General features: G+C 52.3%; 11 protein-coding genes. 1 reads left to right on the top strand and 10 read right to left on the bottom strand.

The features are described 5' to 3' along the window. The 5 genes from E5354_RS05630 to E5354_RS05610 all read right to left on the bottom strand — a co-directional run bounded on the left by E5354_RS05630 (position 1) and on the right by E5354_RS05610 (position 8,391). Positions 1-375, bottom strand: coding sequence for a BlaI/MecI/CopY family transcriptional regulator (locus tag E5354_RS05630; protein ID WP_168184370.1), 375 nt, complete (start codon positions 373-375; stop codon positions 1-3). A gap of 165 nt (positions 376-540) precedes the next feature. After that, a complete protein-coding gene (locus E5354_RS05625; protein ID WP_135946733.1) occupies positions 541-1,572 on the bottom strand; it encodes an OmpA family protein in 1,032 nt (343 codons plus the stop codon). Between the two features lie 117 nt (positions 1,573-1,689). Further along, positions 1,690-2,988: a BNR repeat-containing protein gene (locus E5354_RS05620; RefSeq protein WP_135946732.1), complete on the bottom strand. Its 1,299-nt coding sequence runs from the start codon at positions 2,986-2,988 to the stop codon at positions 1,690-1,692. A 79-nt stretch (positions 2,989-3,067) separates the two neighbouring features. Beyond that, positions 3,068-6,127, bottom strand: a complete 3,060-nt coding sequence (locus E5354_RS05615; protein WP_135946731.1) for a sialate O-acetylesterase — start codon at positions 6,125-6,127, stop codon at positions 3,068-3,070. A 221-nt stretch (positions 6,128-6,348) separates the two neighbouring features. Then, positions 6,349-8,391, bottom strand: coding sequence for a M13 family metallopeptidase (locus tag E5354_RS05610; RefSeq protein WP_123395600.1), 2,043 nt, complete (start codon positions 8,389-8,391; stop codon positions 6,349-6,351). Positions 8,392-8,910: 519 nt separating this feature from the next. Between E5354_RS05610 and E5354_RS05605 the strand changes: the two genes are divergently transcribed. Next, entirely contained in the window at positions 8,911-9,327 is a 417-nt protein-coding gene (locus tag E5354_RS05605) for a hypothetical protein (protein WP_135946730.1), read from the top strand. A gap of 104 nt (positions 9,328-9,431) precedes the next feature. Here E5354_RS05605 and E5354_RS05600 read toward each other — a convergent pair whose 3' ends face one another. The 5 genes from E5354_RS05600 to E5354_RS05580 all read right to left on the bottom strand — a co-directional run bounded on the left by E5354_RS05600 (position 9,432) and on the right by E5354_RS05580 (position 17,958). Beyond that, positions 9,432-10,583, bottom strand: coding sequence for a fimbrillin family protein (locus E5354_RS05600; RefSeq protein WP_168353834.1), 1,152 nt, complete (start codon positions 10,581-10,583; stop codon positions 9,432-9,434). Positions 10,584-10,594: 11 nt separating this feature from the next. Beyond that, positions 10,595-12,226: a C10 family peptidase gene (locus tag E5354_RS05595; RefSeq protein ID WP_135946728.1), complete on the bottom strand. Its 1,632-nt coding sequence runs from the start codon at positions 12,224-12,226 to the stop codon at positions 10,595-10,597. 243 nt (positions 12,227-12,469) lie between these two features. After that, entirely contained in the window at positions 12,470-13,363 is an 894-nt protein-coding gene (locus E5354_RS05590) for a Calx-beta domain-containing protein (protein WP_135946727.1), read from the bottom strand. A 39-nt stretch (positions 13,364-13,402) separates the two neighbouring features. After that, positions 13,403-14,923, bottom strand: coding sequence for a RagB/SusD family nutrient uptake outer membrane protein (locus E5354_RS05585; RefSeq protein WP_135946726.1), 1,521 nt, complete (start codon positions 14,921-14,923; stop codon positions 13,403-13,405). A gap of 20 nt (positions 14,924-14,943) precedes the next feature. After that, entirely contained in the window at positions 14,944-17,958 is a 3,015-nt protein-coding gene (locus E5354_RS05580) for a SusC/RagA family TonB-linked outer membrane protein (RefSeq protein WP_135946725.1), read from the bottom strand. Positions 17,959-18,072 lie beyond the last annotated feature (114 nt).

The raw sequence follows: 18,072 nt of genomic DNA, 5'->3' as shown, positions 1-18,072 counted from the left end.
TTACTTCTTCTCTTCGTTACGTTCAACTTCATCGATAAGACGGCGCAACTCATCGGCCGTTATGTCCTCGTCCTTAACCAGCGATGACACTACGCCGAGATAGGAGTTCTTGAAAAAGCGCTCAACAATCGACTTGAGAGTGCGACGACCCATGTCAAACTGCGATACCGAGGCATAGTAACGGTAGGTCTTACCGTGAGCCTCATGAGCCACAAATCCCTTCTCCTCAAGACCGCGCACGATGGTTGACACAGTGTTGAAATGAGGCTTTGGGTCGTCGTAGAATTCAAGGATGTCCTTTACATACAACGGTCCGTGAGCCCAGAAGAAGTTCATGATCTCTTCCTCTTTTCTTGTAAGTTCTTTGATTGCCATAAACTGAGATGATTTATTATCTGTTGCAAATATAAACTAATGTTTTTAGTTATGCAAGACTATTAAATGTTAATAAACTATAAATAACAGTTCGCTGCATCACATAAAAAAGACAGCCCGAAGCATTGAAGCTCCGGACTGCCACAGTCAATATAGCTAAATCACCTAATTAAGAGTCACTTGTGCAAAGCGGTCGCGTGTATTGGTTGCAAATGCGTGAGTCGGGCCCATACCCTGAGTCGAGATGTGATCGGCAGGAACGCCGTGAGCCACGAGATAATCGCTGACAGCTTTTGCTCGACGCATGCTTAATGCCTTATTGTATTCGACATTGCCCACTTCGTCGGTATAGGCCTTTATAACTACGTTGCGCCCGCTATTCCTTGCTTCGGTCGCAAGGTTCTCAAGAGCCTTGGTATCCTGTACTTCGGAGCTGTCAAATCCGAAAAGGCAAATAACATTCATCTTATCGGCCGATGCACCGGAAGCGTCAACGTTATTGCTTGCTGAAGTTGTCGGGGCGGCAGCGGTGGCCGAAGTTGTCGGGGCTGTGACTGCAGTTGCCGAAGCCGTGGCGGCATCGGAAGGAGCAGCGACAACGTTATCGCCTTCGTCATACTGTGCTATGACATCGACATCGGGGAGTGTGACCGATGTAGTGTTAATTGCGACATCGGCATTTTCATCGCCTATCTCCACATTCTTGTCATCGCCCATGACGACGAGGAACAGTGATGTGGGAGCAGGCGAGTCGACGGTCGACGAAGTGCCTGCAGGCGAATTTACCTTAGTGACGACAGTGTTACGTGCCATCTGCGGTTCCGACGAAGCGAGATTCCAGTGACGGCCACCCAGGAACAATCCGGCCAAAGCGGCCACAACGAGAGCAAGCACGCCGATAGCGCCCCACTTCACATATTTTGGAGTATTGTCAACATCGGCGGTTTCAACGTCGGCCGACGGTTTGTTTGCAGCACCTGCGGCGGCAGCTGTCGCTCCCATTGCCGCAGCGGCGATTCCTGCAGCATCCGCAGCGCCGCTATTTTCATGAGCGGGAAGCCCCATCGGTTCGGGATGCACTTCCAACTCCTTTGATTGTATATGCCCCGGCAGTTCTTTCTGAACCTCCTTGGCATTCAGGCTCTTGGGCTGTGGATGCCCTTGAAGCTTTCGGTGGGTAAAATCCTTGTCAGCCATAATTTTGTCCGTTTTAATTGATTAATGATGTATTTAAAACACATCATTATCGGCCTTTGACTGACATATATTGTTAAAAATCGGTGGGTTACAAGCTAAAATGTTCTAAAATTCCGATTATTTCGTCACTTCAAGCACATAGACGGGCTGCTCGGGCGAGTCGACCATGCGTTCACCGTCGCCCTGCAACGACGGCTGCACGAATACGTGCAAACGGCGTGAGCTTTTCCACAACTCGGAGTCGAGCGAGGGCTCCCATGCATCAACTGCGAAGTCGGTGAGGTCGGCAACCTTCCATTCACCCGACGGGCCGGCATCGGTATAAGCCAGCGACACGCGGCTTCCACGCTCGGCATCACGGAATATATAATATATGGAGTCACCGTGGGCCACCATGCGCGGACGCGCTATGGGAATCATCTTGGTGCCTCCGCCCGCGAGCGAGAAGGGCTGTGTGCGCTGCGTCACCTGACGAGCATTCCACTTCGCGCCGTCGTTCCACACGATGCGATACTGCGGCACCTCTCTGTCGGCGTCACGCCAATATGTAGCTATGTAAGGATGTCCCTCGGCATCGGCGCTCATGCTCGTCTGGTTTATCAGTTCGGAGTTCTGGGGTATGCGCCAAGCATATTCGGCATTGTCCTGCGTTATGGGCAGAGTGTAAGGGGTGCCGTCGGAACGCTGCCATGTCACGCCGTTATCGAGCGAACGCGCATAGCACAGGTCGTGATTGGTTTCCACAAGCCACGTTTCACGCCACACCCAAGACAGGTGTATCGTGCCCGCCGCGTCGACATAGAGCTGCCAGTAGGCGTTACGTTCATCCTCGCCGTCGATAAGCACATCCTGCACGCGATGCCACTTGCGGCTCTTCAGGTCATAGCGGTTCATGACCAGGTTGCCACGGCCCGATGATCCCGAGCGGAACGCAAAAAGCAAGTCGCCGCCTTTAAGCGTATAGAATTCGGGATAGGTGACATTGTCCTCGTCGATGCCGGTCATGGACTCCAGCTCACCAAGTTCAAGCGACCCCGGCTTAACGCTGCGACAATACTTCAACGGATGGCCGTGATGGTCAAACGAAACATGAAGATAGCCGTCGCCATCGACCATCATGCTTATGACATTATGGGCGTCGGCGGCGTTACCTTTATACTGAGTGCGGTGAATATTCCATCGATCGGCGTCGACATCGCGGCTGCCGAGCGTGAGATAGCCGTCGGCATCATAGTAACTGATGTACTGCACGCCGTCATGGGTGACGAGTGAGTTGTTGCGAAACACCGTGGTGTTGACCGAGGTACTTCCCCACCCGTTGTCGGCTGCCTTTACAAGACGTGGAACGACAGCCGAAGCCCATAGGGTTCCGGCTGTCGCGAATGATAGGATAAATAAATTCTTTAACAGATTCATAGATGTGTGAAATGGATAATGGATTTATATAATATATGTAAATATTGACAATGTAGTGTATTTTCCGGGGAAGATAAATTTACTTCACCGGTTTCAAGCGTAGGATTCCGACCGAATTTTCAGGCATGGTGAATTCAAACTTGCCCTTAACCGTGCCGAGATCGACTGTGTGGGGAACCACCGCTTCGTTATATGACACTCTCTTGGCAAAGCGCCATGCCATTTCCCGCATGCCGGGTCGCTCTTTCAGGCCCGGAGGAACGTTATCCATGGGATCCTTATTATATTCGGGATGGCTGGAATAGTAGTTCTGCTCCTTCTGATTCTTAATCGAAGTGTCATGCGACGAGATGAATTCCATTTCGGCCTCATAACGTGTTCCCGAACCGGCATTGACGGTGATGCGCTTGTCGACAGCCTCCGAGTTGACAAACTTGATGAAAATCTCACCTGTGGCGGTGTCGATAGTGGGCGATGTGTATATAGTGGTGTCGGGAGCGCTGCCCTTCATGGCATCGGACATGAAGAATGCTCTGTCACCTGCTTCGGAGAACAGTTTCTGATAGTAATAGTTGCATGAGCGCCACATTCCGCGGTTGTCAAACCATATAAGGTTGGAGTTCCACTTGTTGTAGCCCTTCTTGCAGAAAAGAGGTGCATAAGCCGCCATGACAACCATATCGGAATTGCGTTCCAGTCCTGTCCAATAGGCGGCCTCGGCCATGGCGGAAGCATAGTCATTGTTGGTCATGTTGTTGGCAAACTCGCCTACAAATACTCTCGTAGGACGGTTGCGGTCGTAGGTAAGTCCCTCGGCACCGCGAGTCTTGTCAGAGTTGTATCGGTCACGGTGGCTGTAGAACCAGTCGTTGTTCTTATAGTAGTGTTCGTCGACTATCGTATTGGCATACTTTGAATCGATCTCCTTCATGTTGGCGTCAAACTCCCGGCCTGCATCAGCGGCACCGGAAGTTGAAACGACAACAATCTCAGGATGCTTTTCCTTGACAGCATTGTACATGATGTCGAAGCGTTCCCAGAAAGCATCGCCCCTGTTCTCGTTGCCGATGCCGAGATATTTGAGGTTGAAGGGTTCGGGATGTCCCATTTCAGCTCTCAGCGCACCCCATTTGCTGTCGACGGGGCCGTTACAGAATTCAATAAGGTCGAGAGCGTCCTGTACGAATATGCTGTTGAATCTTGCCCTATCCTCGTCGGTATCGAGGGGTGCTACATACTGATGTCCGGCAAACTGGCACGTAACGCCGTTATTAAGCACGGGCAGCGGAGTTGCGCCGAGCGCCTCGGCCATAAGGAGATACTCGTAGAAGCCCACATACTGTGAAGTCCAGTAGCCCCAATGGTTACGGAATCCTATCCTCTCCTCAGGAGAGCCGATGGAGTTTTTCCAGAACACCTGTCCGAAATAGTTGGGTCCCTCGGAAGCACATCCGCCGGGGAAACGCATGAACGTGGGATTAAGGTCGGCGAGCGCCTGCATGAGGTCCTTGCGGAAGGGACCGCTCTTTCCATTGTTCCAGAGCTGTGACGCTTCAGGAAGCAGAGTGACGAAATCGAGGTAGAAGACACCGGGAGCATCGGCGACGATGCAAAGGCGGCTGTCAGCACTGTTAAGTGCCTTCAGGGTTCCTTCATATTTCTTCCAGTCGTCGGGGATGCCTGTGAATGTGAGTACATTGGAGTTTATATTACCGTCCTTATCCTCAAGATAGACCTTGAAACCACCCTTGTAGGCCTCACCCTGAAGGAACATTCCGAGGTCGTAACTTACATCCTTTACGGCCGGAATCGACGGGGTCTGAGTATTGTTGGAATAGTAGAACTCCTTGCCTCTTCCGTGTTCGGCGATGCCGAAGCCGTTGGCTGCAATTCCAAAACCGTCGCCGGGATTCTCCACTTCAAAGCGTACGCTGTACTGCTTGTAACGCTGTTCGTCGTCATATTTGTCATTGGGGTCGAAATCGTAGTGACGCTTCAGATTCTTCACGAGAGGCTTGTCGGCGACAGCCCTTGCGCTACCCTTGGCATCACCCTTGCTTACGACCGTCCAACCGAAGAACACGCTGTCGCAAGTTGAAAATTCGTGAGCCGGAGCATCGGGCACATTGTAGGCCTGGAACGAATTGTTCTGGATGAGCTGCGCACATATACCGCCGTCAAGCGAATTGTTTATGTCCTCAAAGAATATTCCCCGGAGAGTCGGGCTAATCTCGATTCCGAGCTTGTCGGGCTTGAGGGTGAGGGATCTTTTCTCCTCGGGCTTGAATCCCTGAAGCTGGAGCATCTTGTCGGCGAAACGCTGTCCGAGAAGCCTCATTCCCTCGGTGCTGAAGTGGAACTGGTCGCCCGTGCTCTCGCAACCGAGAGCCGAAATTATGTGTGCGTTGGGAAGTACCTTCGGAAGGTTGGGCATAATGGTGGTGTTGAACGCCGCGCACACACCACCCTGCTCGGCATACTTAAGTTCACCGGCAAGAAGAGGAGTCTGCTTGGGGTTGAGATTAAGATCCTTGCACAGGTTGTCGTAGATTCTCTTTACGCGCTCGGGCCATAGGGGGTCCTCCGAGTTGGACTCGCCCTGGTGCATGAGGATGCCCTTTATGACACCGTCCTTCTGGGCAAGCTTTGCCATCTTCACAAGACGCTCATAAGGATTGCCGCCATACTGGCTGACGATGTTCTTCATCCAGTCGCGCTCGTTGTCGATATACTCCTTATAGTCGTCCTTGTCCCAAAGCTCGATCTTAGCTCCCGCAACCGAAACATTGATTACGCCCACACGATAGTCGGGAGGAAGAACCTCAATCATTTTTCGACCGAAGAAATCCACCGGGCCGAGGTTGTTGCCTTCACGACAGATAGGCGGCACGGCAGTGTACCATTTCCCCATCTCACGCCCGAGGTTGGGCATGTCGACGGCTGCCATGAATTGGAAACGCGGATCGTTGAAATCCTTGTCCTGCTCGGCAGGTGTGGCACCGGCTTCCATGTTGGACTGACCGATACAGAGGTAGATGTAAAATTTGGGGTCGGGCTTACTCTCCGCGGCCGCTGAGACCTTGAAAATTGGCAGGATGGCAAGTAGTGCCATCACAAGAAATGGGATTTTCCTTTTCATGATAGAATCTGTCTTGAAATTGATGAGTGTATTATGTGATAATAAATACAAAACTATCAAAAAAAACGCCAATCGGCAATGTAAATCAGTGAAAAATCCCATTCCTGACACGATTTTTTGGGAAATAAAAGCAATTGACCATCACGAAGATGCAAAAAATAGCGGGCCGAGGCTTAAAGCCCCGACCCGCGTTTATAGAGTCGATTTTACGAGATAACTTTTTACCAGATAACGACGAGTTCCTCAGCCGGACGATACATCTTGTCACCCTTCTTGATGCCGAACGCCTTGAAGAAGGGAGTGAGGTTGCGCAACGTTACGTTAACTCGGTTTTCGCCGAGCGAGTGTACATCACCCGAAGTGAGCGAGCGAATTTCCTCCTCACGGGTATTCTGTGCCCAAAGGTTGGCGTAATTCAGATAGAACACCTGCATGGGGTCGTAACCGTCGATCTTGGCCTCGGGGCTGTTGATGTCGACACCCTTCTTCTTCTGTGAGTCGAGGAATGCGGTCATTGCCACGCGAAGGCCGCCCTGGTCGGCGATGTTTTCACCGAGAGTGTACTGTCCGTTGGCATGGAGGCCGGGCAGAACTTCCACTTCGTTAAACTGATCCACAAGACCCTGTGTGAGCTTGGCAAATGCCTCGGTGTCCTCGGGAGTCCACCAGTTGACCATGTTGCCCTCGGCATCGAAGTTACGGCCCTGGTCGTCAAATCCGTGAGTCATTTCATGTCCGATCACCACGCCTATACCGCCGTAGTTCTCGGCATCGCTCGACTCCGGGTCAAAGAAGGGAGCCTGAAGAATGGCAGCGGGGAACACGATTTCATTGGCAAGAGGATTATAGTAGGCGTTGACTGTTTGAGGAGTCATACCCCACTCTGTCTTGTCGACGGGCTTGCCCCACTTGGCGAGCTCTTCCTTCTGGTGCCACATCGACACGTTGTGCATATTCTCGTAGTAGGACAACTTGGGGTCGATTGTCATCGAGCTGTAGTCCTTCCACTTGTCGGGATAACCGATCTTCACGGTGAAGGCGTTGAGCTTCTTGATAGCGTTGAGCTTGGTGTCGTCGCTCATCCAGGGGAGATTGATGATGTGCTTGCCGAGTGCGGTGCGCAGATTTTCGACAAGACCGAGCATATACTGCTTTGACGATTCGGGGAAGTACTTCTCGACATAGAGCTGTCCGACTGCCTCACCCATTGCACCTTCAGCGGCACCGAGGGCACGCTTCCAGCGCGGACGCTGCTGCTGCACGCCGCTCACCACCTTGTTGAATTCAAATGCGGCATTGGCAAAGTCGTCGCTGAGCATTCCGGCAGCCTGGCTCACATATTTCCACAGGTAGTAGTCCTTGATTTCGCGATCGGTGAGCGAGCCCATGAGGTTGTTGGCCTGAGCCACCGAACTGAGTTCGGTCACGATGACGCTCTCGGGCGACTTGATACCCATTGTTTCGATGAAGAAGCGGTCCCAGTTGACATTGGGATACATGGCCTTGAGCTGCTCGAATGAGCGGGGGTTGTACATGGCCGGAATGTTACGGCTCTGTTCGCGTGTCCAGGCCGAATCGGCAAGCGCGGTTTCAATCTTCATCACGTTGTTCATAACGCGGTTGGCATCCTTCTTGGAGTAACCGGCGTTACGCATCTGCGTTACGATGAGTTTCTTGTAAGCCTCGCGCACCTGCTTGTTGCGGGCGTCGTCGAGCAGATAGTAGTCACGGTCGCCAAGACCCATGCCGCCACCGCTTACATACATGGCATACACCTTGCTGTCGGCGAGATCCTCCATGGGGCCGGCGCTGAAGAAGGGGCTTGCATAGTTGGCGTGCAGCCACAAGAAGAGGTTCTCCATGCTGTCGGCGGGAGCGGTTTCGATTTTCTTGAGGTCGGCAAGGATGGGCTTTGCGCCTTCGGCGTTGCGTCTAACCGAGTCCATGGCCTGGCTGTAGATTGTCCACACCTTGAAGGCAACTGATCCGGGCTGGGGATTTGTAGCTCCGAGATTGAGCACGATGTCCTTCACGCGAGCCTCGCTCGAATCGCTGAGGATGTTGAAGTTACCGTAACGTGCATGTTCGGGTGTAAGCGGATGGCTTTCCTGCCAACCCTTGTTGACATGCTTGTAGAAATCCTCGCCGGCGGGTGTCGACTTGTCAAAGTAGGCCGGATTGAGGCTCTTGAGATGCTCCTCGGCCGAAGCGCTCAGCATGAAACCGAAAGCTACGGCAAGTGCAAGAAATTTTAATGATTTCATAATAAATAAGCAATATTGTGATTCTTAATTGATGTCCATGAATGAAACATCCTGCAAAAGTAGTCAAAAAATCATCATCAGTAGCAATTTAATCAACAGTTGTCGTTAAATTTATCCCCCAAAACGCAATAAAGTGTACTAAATAGTGCCCCACCAATGACATTTTTCCTTATCTTTGTAACAGATAGTCCGGAGGCCATAGAGTTGACCTCCTTATCTGCACATATATATTGAAAGGTGTTATTGAAATTATCTTTTTCAACTCAAATCTCGCAAATTTGACTGTTCCACAAAGATGATTGACAATGGCACCTGCATCGCGTGCCTATTATTCTTGCCATCACTATGGCGAGAACGATATACGCATACGGTGTGGGGCTATTGTCTTATCGGTGGAACAAGGCCATGCGAGAGCCTGAGGTGACGATAGGACAATGAAATTCCTCACACCTTTTTTGTGTACTTGCAGGCCTCAACCGAGGATGAGAGGCCTCTCGCATCGCGATGATTAAAAATCGGTTGAAATCACTAATCAAGCATCTGAAGCCATCGGCCGGCATAGTAACCGCGTGCCGGTTTACGGTAAACAGCGTAAGCATCGACACGGGCAGCCCCATGCCGCCCGACAACTACTATGCGCTTATCGAAATACACCGCACGGCATCGGGGGCACTGTTTCTGATGAGCCCCGACGACAACGGCAATCTGTCGCCTCTCGGAAGGCTCGTAGAGATAAACCGCTCGCGGTCAGATGACGAGATATCGATTACCGCCCGGTGTGTGGCCGGAGGCACAAGCGCGGCCCTGCTGATAAAGCTGTCGACATCGAGCGACAAGGCCAAAATAATCATGTCGATAATAGGAAACGAATGTCTGATACTGAATTGCCGCTACTCGCAGCTCGACAGACGCGCCATGGGAATAGAGCGTCATTGAATGTCGGCCGACATGGCATAAGAGCCGGCTCATAAAAAAGACTCCGCGCCCGTCGAGTGTGACAAGGGGCGCGGAGTCCTTTATTTCAATGGTGACAGATTACATCAATAACCCGAGATGTCGATTGACTCGATACCTTCGAGATTGTTCAGTTCAAAGCCTGTCGAATTCCATGTTTCAACTACAATATCCTTGGTGTCGGGAGTAGCGAGATCGAGCGAACCGCCTATTGCGTAGCTTGCACCCGCACCCGATGCCGGAAGAATAGTGCCAAACACGTTGTCGCCCGTGAAATATGGGAACGTGAATGTGCTGCCGGTGAATCCGAATTTCAATATTCCGTAACCCTCCATCGCCTCCATTGCGTCATCGGCCACGTTAAGCGACACGATTTCGGTCATGGACGGGATGAACACGAGTCCGGTGTTGGTGAGCACAAGGTGGAACACATACTGGAATCCGGTACGCATCTCCACTTCGGGGAAGTCGATGACATAGCTCTTGCCGTCGATCACGGCAGTGAGAGTGGCGGGCTTGCCCTTGGTCGAGAATGGAATCACCCACACGCGGGGCAAATCGGAGTTCCATCCGCCGGCCGCAACAGTCTTGCTAACGCCCACATTCAGGGGATCCTTGCCTTCGACCGTGATTTTTCCGGTGCTTACATTCATCTTACCCGAGGTGTAGACCTCCTCGCCCGAGATGCCGAGCGAAGTCAGCGTGCCGGCACCGGTGTAGCCCTGCGACGCAATGTTGAAGGCGGCGAGAGCGAGCGCATGCTTCATGTTGAGCTTCACGTTGTGGGTGGTGAACGATGCGGGGACATACTCGCCCGAGTAGAGCAGGTCGACCTGCTCGGCGATGTTGACGGGAATCGCCGCAGGGTCGGTATAGGCGGCATTGAACGGAGCCACGGCGTAGAGGAATGCATTCTGACCCTTCTTGATGCGAATCTCGGGGGCTATCGTCCAGCCCGAGCCACCCATGGTGGCCTTCACGTTCTCAACCATGTTGGGCGCATCGAGGCGTCCGTAGGTCTTGGGGTATATGTTCATCTCGGCACCCGATGTAAACTCGGTGGTGACATTGGCGCGGGTGATGACCTCGGTAGTGATGCCCACGGCAACGGTCTGGTCGTCGTCGGGATTGCCGGTGTTGCCCGTGTCGGGCGAGTCGCCGCCTTTGTCGCTACAAGCTGTCATTAGGGCGACCACAAGGAGAGCGGTGCATCCGTTGATAAGATTGTATAGTTTCATAATCGGGTGTTTCATTTGGTGATTTTAATAGTCTTGACTTCAGTGCTGCAGCGAAGCTCGAGCACATTAACTCCATCGGCAAGCTGCGAGCGGTTGAACTGCAGCTGCGGCAGCGGGTCGAGAGCGCCCGATGCGATTACGGTGCCGGTGGGTGACTTGAGCGTGTAGCTCACGTTGTGCTTTGTCTTCAGGAGGAATTCGCCTGTCGTGCGGTTAAATGACATCGATGTTGCCTCGGCGATGCTGCGCCACGGCTGAACCTCGATAGAGAATCCCTGGGTGAGCGATTCGCCCGATGCATTGTCGGTGACCGTTATGTCGACAGCGATCACGCCGTCGGCCGAGCATGAGAGAGTGCGCGTGGTCTTCAACATTCCGTTCTCGATTACGAAGGGAGCCTCGGCATAGCTGTCGGTGCCGGCGTTATATAGTCCGCGAAGCTCAAATGTCATGCCCGATGTGGGGGCCTCGCCGTTGACCGTGACGGTGGCCACGGTAGATCCGGCGGGAAGTCCCTCCTCGATCACCGTACCGCTCAGCCCGATGCTGCGCAGCAGACGGTCGGGAGCGCCGATGCCTATCACAATCACGTGATAGTCGTCGAAGTAGTAGGGAGAGTCACGCAGGTTGTCAAGACGGAAGTAACCGTCGCCGTTGCCGCCCCATCCCCAGTTGACATGATAGCCCGAATTGCCGTCATAGCCGTCGACATTGAAGCTGTGACCTGCACTGAGCTTGGTGTCGACAGCATTGTATATCACGGCGCGGCCGGCGTTAAGCTCGTTGAGCACGAGGCGTTCCCAATCGCCCTGATAAGCGTCCTTCCACACATAGGCCACTTCGTCGCCGTAGCCGAAGTTGTCGCGGAGGGCGTTGGTTATACGATTGACCTCGTTGGAGGGGATGCCCGAGCCGTCGGGGCCGTAGCCCATTCTCACGCTCATGCCGGCATGCCACATCAGGCGGGCAGCCTCATCATAGGTGTTGGCACCCGAAAGAATGTCGTCCCAATTGTAGGCGCGCTCCTCGTCAAAGTTGATGCTGAGCTGTCCGTAGCCTACCGGAGTGTACTTCACCGAGCCTGTGGGACGCGAAGGATAGGCCTGCACGCTCATGGCCTGTGACATGGCAACGGCCACACAGCCCACGATAGCCTTGTTGTCACCCTCGCCGGGACAATATTTGTTGAAAGGCGCGGGCTGGTTCCACTTCACCTTGATAAGAGGCTCTACGGCAGATCCCGATGCACGTGACAAGACCTTGCCAACCGACTCCCACTGACGGATGCGCGGCGACAACTCCTCGTCGGTGCCAAGCTTGACGAGCTTCTTGTAGGAATCGAGCATATAGGCCATATTGTCGGGAATCGCCGACATGGACAACGCACCCGTGGCCGAATATCCGATTACAGGGTCGACCTTGTCGTCGGCCGACACCATCACCCATCCTTGGGGAGCGAGATTGACGACATAAAACGCATCGCCCACAGCCTGCACCTGCTTAACCGTGCGGCTCTTTCCTGTCACGCCCTTGATATGTGCCACGGCGGCGGCCTCGGCACGCTGTCGGTCGACCGGGCCGGCCCACACGCTCACAACGGTGGCGGCCGTCAACAAGAGAATTGATAGTATTCGCTTTGTCATGAATTGAAATTTACTTATATCAGATTTTTTAAGTGATTGTCAGATTGGTTGTTATCCGAGATTAAAACATAAGTTACGTTGAAACGCGATGACATGACAGTCGGTGCGTATCACAAAGATAGCATTTTATTTATAAACAAACGGGGTCCCCGGCATAATTTCACGATGATTACATACAAAAAAAGAAAGGCGTGCAATGACTCGCACGCCTTTCCCTAATATTCAAATTGGGTATGAGATAATTTATCGTGTCATGTTGACAAGATTCAGCGATTTCCATCCTCCCATGAAGTCACCGGTAGCCTCGTCAAACACTGCGAGGTAGAGCACGGGTGAATCCTGGAATGTAATCTCAGTGAACATGTCGTTCCACTCGGCGCGTAATGTTCCGTCGGTAACCACATATCCGTTCTCAACCGTAGCTGCAAGCACTGTGCCGGTAAAGCTTCCGAAGTCTACACCGTCGGCAACAAGTGTTCCGAGGGGCACTTCGAGATAACCTACATTGGTGGCCTTGTCAAAGAAGTAGCTTACTTCGAGCTGAGCCCAGCTATAACCCATTATACCGGTTATGTATAGGGTTTCGTTGTAACCGGCCTCAGTTTCTTCATAACCTACCACATTAACATCCCACTTGTCGGGAGCACCCTTTGAAACGAAGTTGAGAGCCCACTTGCCCATCAGCTTTTCATAGAACTCAGAGTCGTTGTCGCGGATTGTAACGGTGGTAGAGCGCTCGTTACCGATCTTTGCGCCCTTTGCGTCAACGATTGTCACGATAAACTCGCGGTTCTCGTTGATTTCACCGTCATCAACGGTCTTGATTTCAACATTGCCCACCTTGTCTTCGCTGGCAATGTTGATAGTCTTTGATGTTACGATATAGTGAACATCGTCCATGGCGGGATTGCCTGTAGCCTCCTGAACCTCGACAGTAACCTGTACATATCCGTTGGCTTCACCCGAAACGACTACGGGAACATTGAAGTAGCCCTTGTTTTCCTTCAATGTGATTGAAGGCTGAGCCATGTCAACGGTCACGTTGCCGTCGGAGTTGAAATTGAATTCGTCGTCATCGGAGCAGGCAGTCATGGTCAGGACAGCTAACCCGATTGCTAATATTTTGCTTAATTTCATGACTAATAATAATGTTTTAGAATGTTACAATTACATTGATTAGTAACCGGGATTCTGCTGACCCTTCAACTGAGGATTAACCTGGATTTCATCAGAAGGAATGGGCCAAGTGTAACGGTGGTCGTCGGCTGAGTACTGAACCGAAAGTCCGGCAGTTACAAGTATAGGATCAAGACCCCAGGCAGCGGGATAGTCGTAGCTGCGCTTGAATCCCTGCTTCCAGCGACGGAGGTCGGTGATGCGGAATCCTTCGCCGATAAGCTCCTTGGTGCGCTCGTCGCGAACCTGCTGAATAAGAACCTGACCTGAGTAGTTGGCATCCTCCCAATCGATTATACGGTTGGCACGAAGAGTGTTGAGGGCTGCATTGGCCTTGTCGGGCTGATTGTTCATGGCAGCGGCCTCGGCAAGGATGAGATACTGCTCGCTCAAGCGGAAGGGCTTGGGCATGTTCATGAGGTTGTTGGCAGTCGAAGTCTTAAGCGCGGGGTTGCCGGGGAACTTGTTGAAGTTGTAGCAAGGATATTCGGCACCGTCGACGGTAAGGCCACGAATGTTGAAGAATGCATCGAAGCGAACATCACCGTCCTCATACATGGCAAGAGCCTCGAAGCCGGGGATATAATCGGCACGGTCGTCATAGATTGAAATCCAGGCGCTACCGGTAGAATTCAAGTTGGGCTGCTCAGAGCTTGAAGCGAAGGGACGGAAGATGATTTCCGAGCTTTCGTCATTGACCCACATGTCGATATAGTTATCGGTATTGGCAAGAGTGTAGACCTTGGAGTTGATAACCGACTCAGCCTTGCTGATAGCGGTGGGGTAGTCACCGATCATGAGGGCGAAGCGTGCCTGCATTGCCATTACGGTGTAAGAGCAGATGTAGGGCGACATGGGAGCAACGTGCTTCTTGTCGGAAGCCTCGTAGGTCTGCATTGCAGTGAGAGCGAGGTTAAGCTCGTCGTTGATAAGCTTTACCGACTCGTTCATTGTGCTGCGGCCGGGGTACTTGCTACGGTCGGCAGTAGGATTGTACTCAAGTGTGATGGGCACACCGAGAGCGGGAGTGTCGCCCTTGTCGGCAGAATATACCTGGCAGAAGCGATCGAAAAGTGCGATGTAGTAGAATGCACGGGTGAAGTGAGCCTCACCGATGTAACGCTCAATGTCAAGACGGTCGTCGGCATCCTCGGTATTCTCCAGAAGGGGCTCGGCCTTTGACAGGAAGTAGTTGACCGATGCTATGCGGCTGTAGCAGGTGCTCCACAATGAAAGCACGTCGCCGTCGCCGGCAAGCAGATTTCCGTTGGCGATTGTTCCGTTACGGTTACCGTTGATGGTGATGCCGTTGAACATATCGGCCTGAAGCTCAGGCTTGGTGATATAAGAGCCCGAGGTCATCGAACGGAATCCGCTGTAGAATCCGTTGCGATAGCGTTGTGCGTCGTTTGCGCTTTGGATGGCGTTGTCGTCATCAAGTGCTCCGTAAGGTGCCTCGTCCATGTTACATGATGAGAGCAAGCCCACAGCGAACAATGCGTATAAAAGATATTTTTTCATATTACGATTTCAATAATAGATTAGAAACTAACTTCAATACCAAACTCGTACTGACGGGTATTGGGATAGAAGAATGCCACAAGGTTGCGTTCGGGCTCGGGGTCGTAGCCGGTGAACGAAGTGAAGGTCAACAGGTTGCGGCCGGTGAAGTGAAGATTTACGCCTGACAGACAAGCTTTCTTCACCCATGCCTTAGGAAGTGAGTACTGAAGAGTGAGGTTCTTCAGACGAACGAATGAAGCGTCCTCAAGCCAGCGGTCGTCAAACTGGAGAGCCTGACCGGGAGCAGGGATGTCGGTGATGTCACCGGGCTTGGTCCACACGTTAAGCATCTCAACGCGCTGGTTGTAGGATGTAGCAAAGTTATTGTTGGTGATGAAGTAGAGATCGTTGTTGATCATGTACTTCTTGGCTGCCCAGGTGAAGTCCATGCGGAGTGAAAGACCCTTCCAGCGCAAGTCGGTTCCGAAACCGCCCGACCAGGGTGAATACTGCGACTTGTCAAGAATCTGTGAATCGCGGGTTTCGTTAAACACCTTGGTGAGGTTGCCGTCCTTGGTGTACCACATCTGCTGACCGTCGCGGGGGTCAACACCTGCGTACTTCACGCAATAGAACGAACCTGCATCGTGACCGACCTTATAGATAACGTTGGCGTTGAGGAACGGAAGTTCATCAAGACCGTCGTAGAGGTCGGTGATCTCATTCTTGTTGTAGTTGAAGTTGGCGCGAACATTCCATGTCCAGTCACGGGTATTGATGATGTTGGCCTTTACATCAACATCGACACCACGGTTGCGCATACCGCCTACGTTACCCCAGCCACCGTCGAAACCGGTAGTGTAGCTGTAAGGAATCTCAAGAAGCATGTCGCAAGTCTGCTTGTTGTAGAAGTCGACATCGACATCAAGGATGTTGAAGAGGCCGAAGTTCAAGCCGAGGTCAAATGACTTCACGGTTTCCCAGGTGAGGTCGCTGTTGGCGGCCTGTGAGATGCCGAGTGAGCCTTGTCCGTTATATACTTTTCCGGCACCGATGAGGCCGTAGTACATATAGTTGTCGATTGAAGAGTTACCTGTAGTACCGTAGCTGATGCGGAACTTAAGGTCGTCGAGCCATGTGTAGGGCTGGAGGAACTTCTCTGACTTGATGTTCCACATACCGCCTACCGAGAAGAAGTTGGCCCAACGGTGACCGGGAGCAAACTTCGAGCTACCGTCGCGACGATAAGTGAAGTCAAAGAAATACTTGCTGTCGTAGTCGTAGCTGAGCTGAGCGAATATAGAGTTCATCACAGTGCGAACGAGGCTTTCGCTCAAGTCGCTGATGGCGACGCTTGTACCCTGAGTGAGGAGCATCTGACGACGGTCGCTCTGACCTTCCGAGAATACTCCGAAGCCTTCGCTCTGAGAGATGATCGACTCTTCACCGACGAGAGCTCTTACATTGTGAACATCGGCGATGTTGAAGTTATACTCGGCAGTGTTGGTGTAGGTAAACGCATAGTAGCGTGAGAATGACTGCTGGTTGTAACCGGTTACAAGCTCGCCGGCAGTACCACCGTTGGCATATACATCGCCCATCGGGGTGTAGAGGGTTTCGTTCGGGAAACCGAGGTTCTTCAGTCGGGTGTCGTAAGCGTCGACAGCCTGCTGAGCGCGGAGGGTAAGACCCTTTATGGGAGTGAACGCCTCATAGAGAGCGGCGTTGATAGTAAGACGATTGCGAAGCACGCTACGGCCGCTACGGATGTAGTCGGGAGTAGGCATACCGGAATAGTGTAGATATTCGGCACGGTCGCCCCACATTATATTACCATTGTCGTCGAATGTATAATAATAAGGAGAATCGTAAGGGAGAGCCTTGCGGGCAAACACCATCGGGTTGGTAGCATAGAGACCGTCGCCCGAGTAGGATGCACCTGACTCGTTGTTGGTTTCATACTTGGTATAACCGAGGTTGGTCTGCAAGCCTACGCGGAACCAGTCGGTAACCTTTGAGTCAACGCTTACGCGCATAGTTTCACGACGCATGCCCGACTGAGCGATGATACCTTCCTGATTCAGGTGGTTGAGCGATATATAATAAGATGTACGCTCGGTACCGCCGGTAACAGCTCCTTCAAGTGAATAGGTGGGAGCGCTGCCGTCGAATATCTCATCACGCCAGTTGGTGGAGATGCCATGCTTGTTTACGAGATCCTTGATGCCTTGAGAAACAGGCTGACCGATTTTGTCGCGATACTCGATGTACTGGTCAGAGTTCATCATGTCGACCTTGTCGGGAGTAAGCTGCGACCAACCATACTTTGCACGGATGGTAACGCGGGCCTGCTGTCCGTATTTACCTTTCTTTGAGGTGATAACGATAACACCGTTGGCAGCACGTGAACCGTAGATGGCTACCGATGCGGCATCCTTCAACACGGTGATGCTCTCGATGTCGTTAGGGTTAAGGGTCGTGAACACTGTCTGGGTAACGGGGGCACCGTCGAGGATAAACAACGGAGTGGTGCCTGCGTTAAGAGAGTTCAAACCACGAAGACGAATCTGGTTGTCAACCGAAGAGGGGTCACCCGATGACGAGAAAATCGAAAGACCGGCCACCTGACCCTGAAGGGCGTCTACGAAAGTAGGAGTGGTAAGGTTCTCGAAATTCTGCTCACCGATAACAGCCACTGAACCGACGATCGAACCGAGCTTCTTGCCCGAACCGTAACCGGTCACCACTACTTCGTCGAGGCGAGTGTCCGAGGTTTCAAGACGAATGGTCATGTTGTCCTGTACGGGCACGGTCACCGGCTTCATTCCTATATAGGAAACCGTCAGCTGACTTACTTTGTTGGATACTGTCAGGTGGAATTTTCCGTCAAGGTCGGTAGCCGTTCCGCTGCCGCCTCCCACCGGGACTACCGTCGCGCCCACGAGAGGCTCGCCGTCAGCCGCCGACACGACTGTTCCGCGTATGCTGCGGCTTTGCGCCGAAACCGATACGACGGTCAGGAGTGCAAAAAGTAAAAGAATGAACTTCTTCATACTACAATTTTTAATTAGACATATAAAGTTTTTAAATGTTGTATAGAACTGAGCTTAATGTTAAGCCTTATTTGCACTTACACGTAGTATCTCTTGCCGAGAGATACTAAAACA

Source organism: Muribaculum sp. NM65_B17 (assembly GCF_004793735.1).
In the GTDB taxonomy this organism is placed as follows: Bacteria; Bacteroidota; Bacteroidia; order Bacteroidales; family Muribaculaceae; genus Muribaculum; species Muribaculum gordoncarteri.
The sequence above is the reverse complement of the archived record's forward strand: the minus strand, read 5'-3'. Positions and strand labels throughout refer to the sequence as shown.

Bases quoted from the DNA above. Each gene is read 5' to 3' on its own strand.
- E5354_RS05630 (WP_168184370.1), bottom strand. From the start codon at position 375: ATGGCAATCAAAGAACTTACAAGAAAAGAGGAAGAGATCATGAACTTC.
- E5354_RS05625 (WP_135946733.1), bottom strand. From the start codon at position 1,572: ATGGCTGACAAGGATTTTACCCACCGAAAGCTTCAAGGGCATCCACAG.
- E5354_RS05620 (WP_135946732.1), bottom strand. From the start codon at position 2,988: ATGAATCTGTTAAAGAATTTATTTATCCTATCATTCGCGACAGCCGGA.
- E5354_RS05615 (WP_135946731.1), bottom strand. From the start codon at position 6,127: ATGAAAAGGAAAATCCCATTTCTTGTGATGGCACTACTTGCCATCCTG.
- E5354_RS05610 (WP_123395600.1), bottom strand. From the start codon at position 8,391: ATGAAATCATTAAAATTTCTTGCACTTGCCGTAGCTTTCGGTTTCATG.
- E5354_RS05600 (WP_168353834.1), bottom strand. From the start codon at position 10,583: ATGAAACTATACAATCTTATCAACGGATGCACCGCTCTCCTTGTGGTC.
- E5354_RS05595 (WP_135946728.1), bottom strand. From the start codon at position 12,226: ATGACAAAGCGAATACTATCAATTCTCTTGTTGACGGCCGCCACCGTT.
- E5354_RS05590 (WP_135946727.1), bottom strand. From the start codon at position 13,363: ATGAAATTAAGCAAAATATTAGCAATCGGGTTAGCTGTCCTGACCATG.
- E5354_RS05585 (WP_135946726.1), bottom strand. From the start codon at position 14,923: ATGAAAAAATATCTTTTATACGCATTGTTCGCTGTGGGCTTGCTCTCA.
- E5354_RS05580 (WP_135946725.1), bottom strand. From the start codon at position 17,958: ATGAAGAAGTTCATTCTTTTACTTTTTGCACTCCTGACCGTCGTATCG.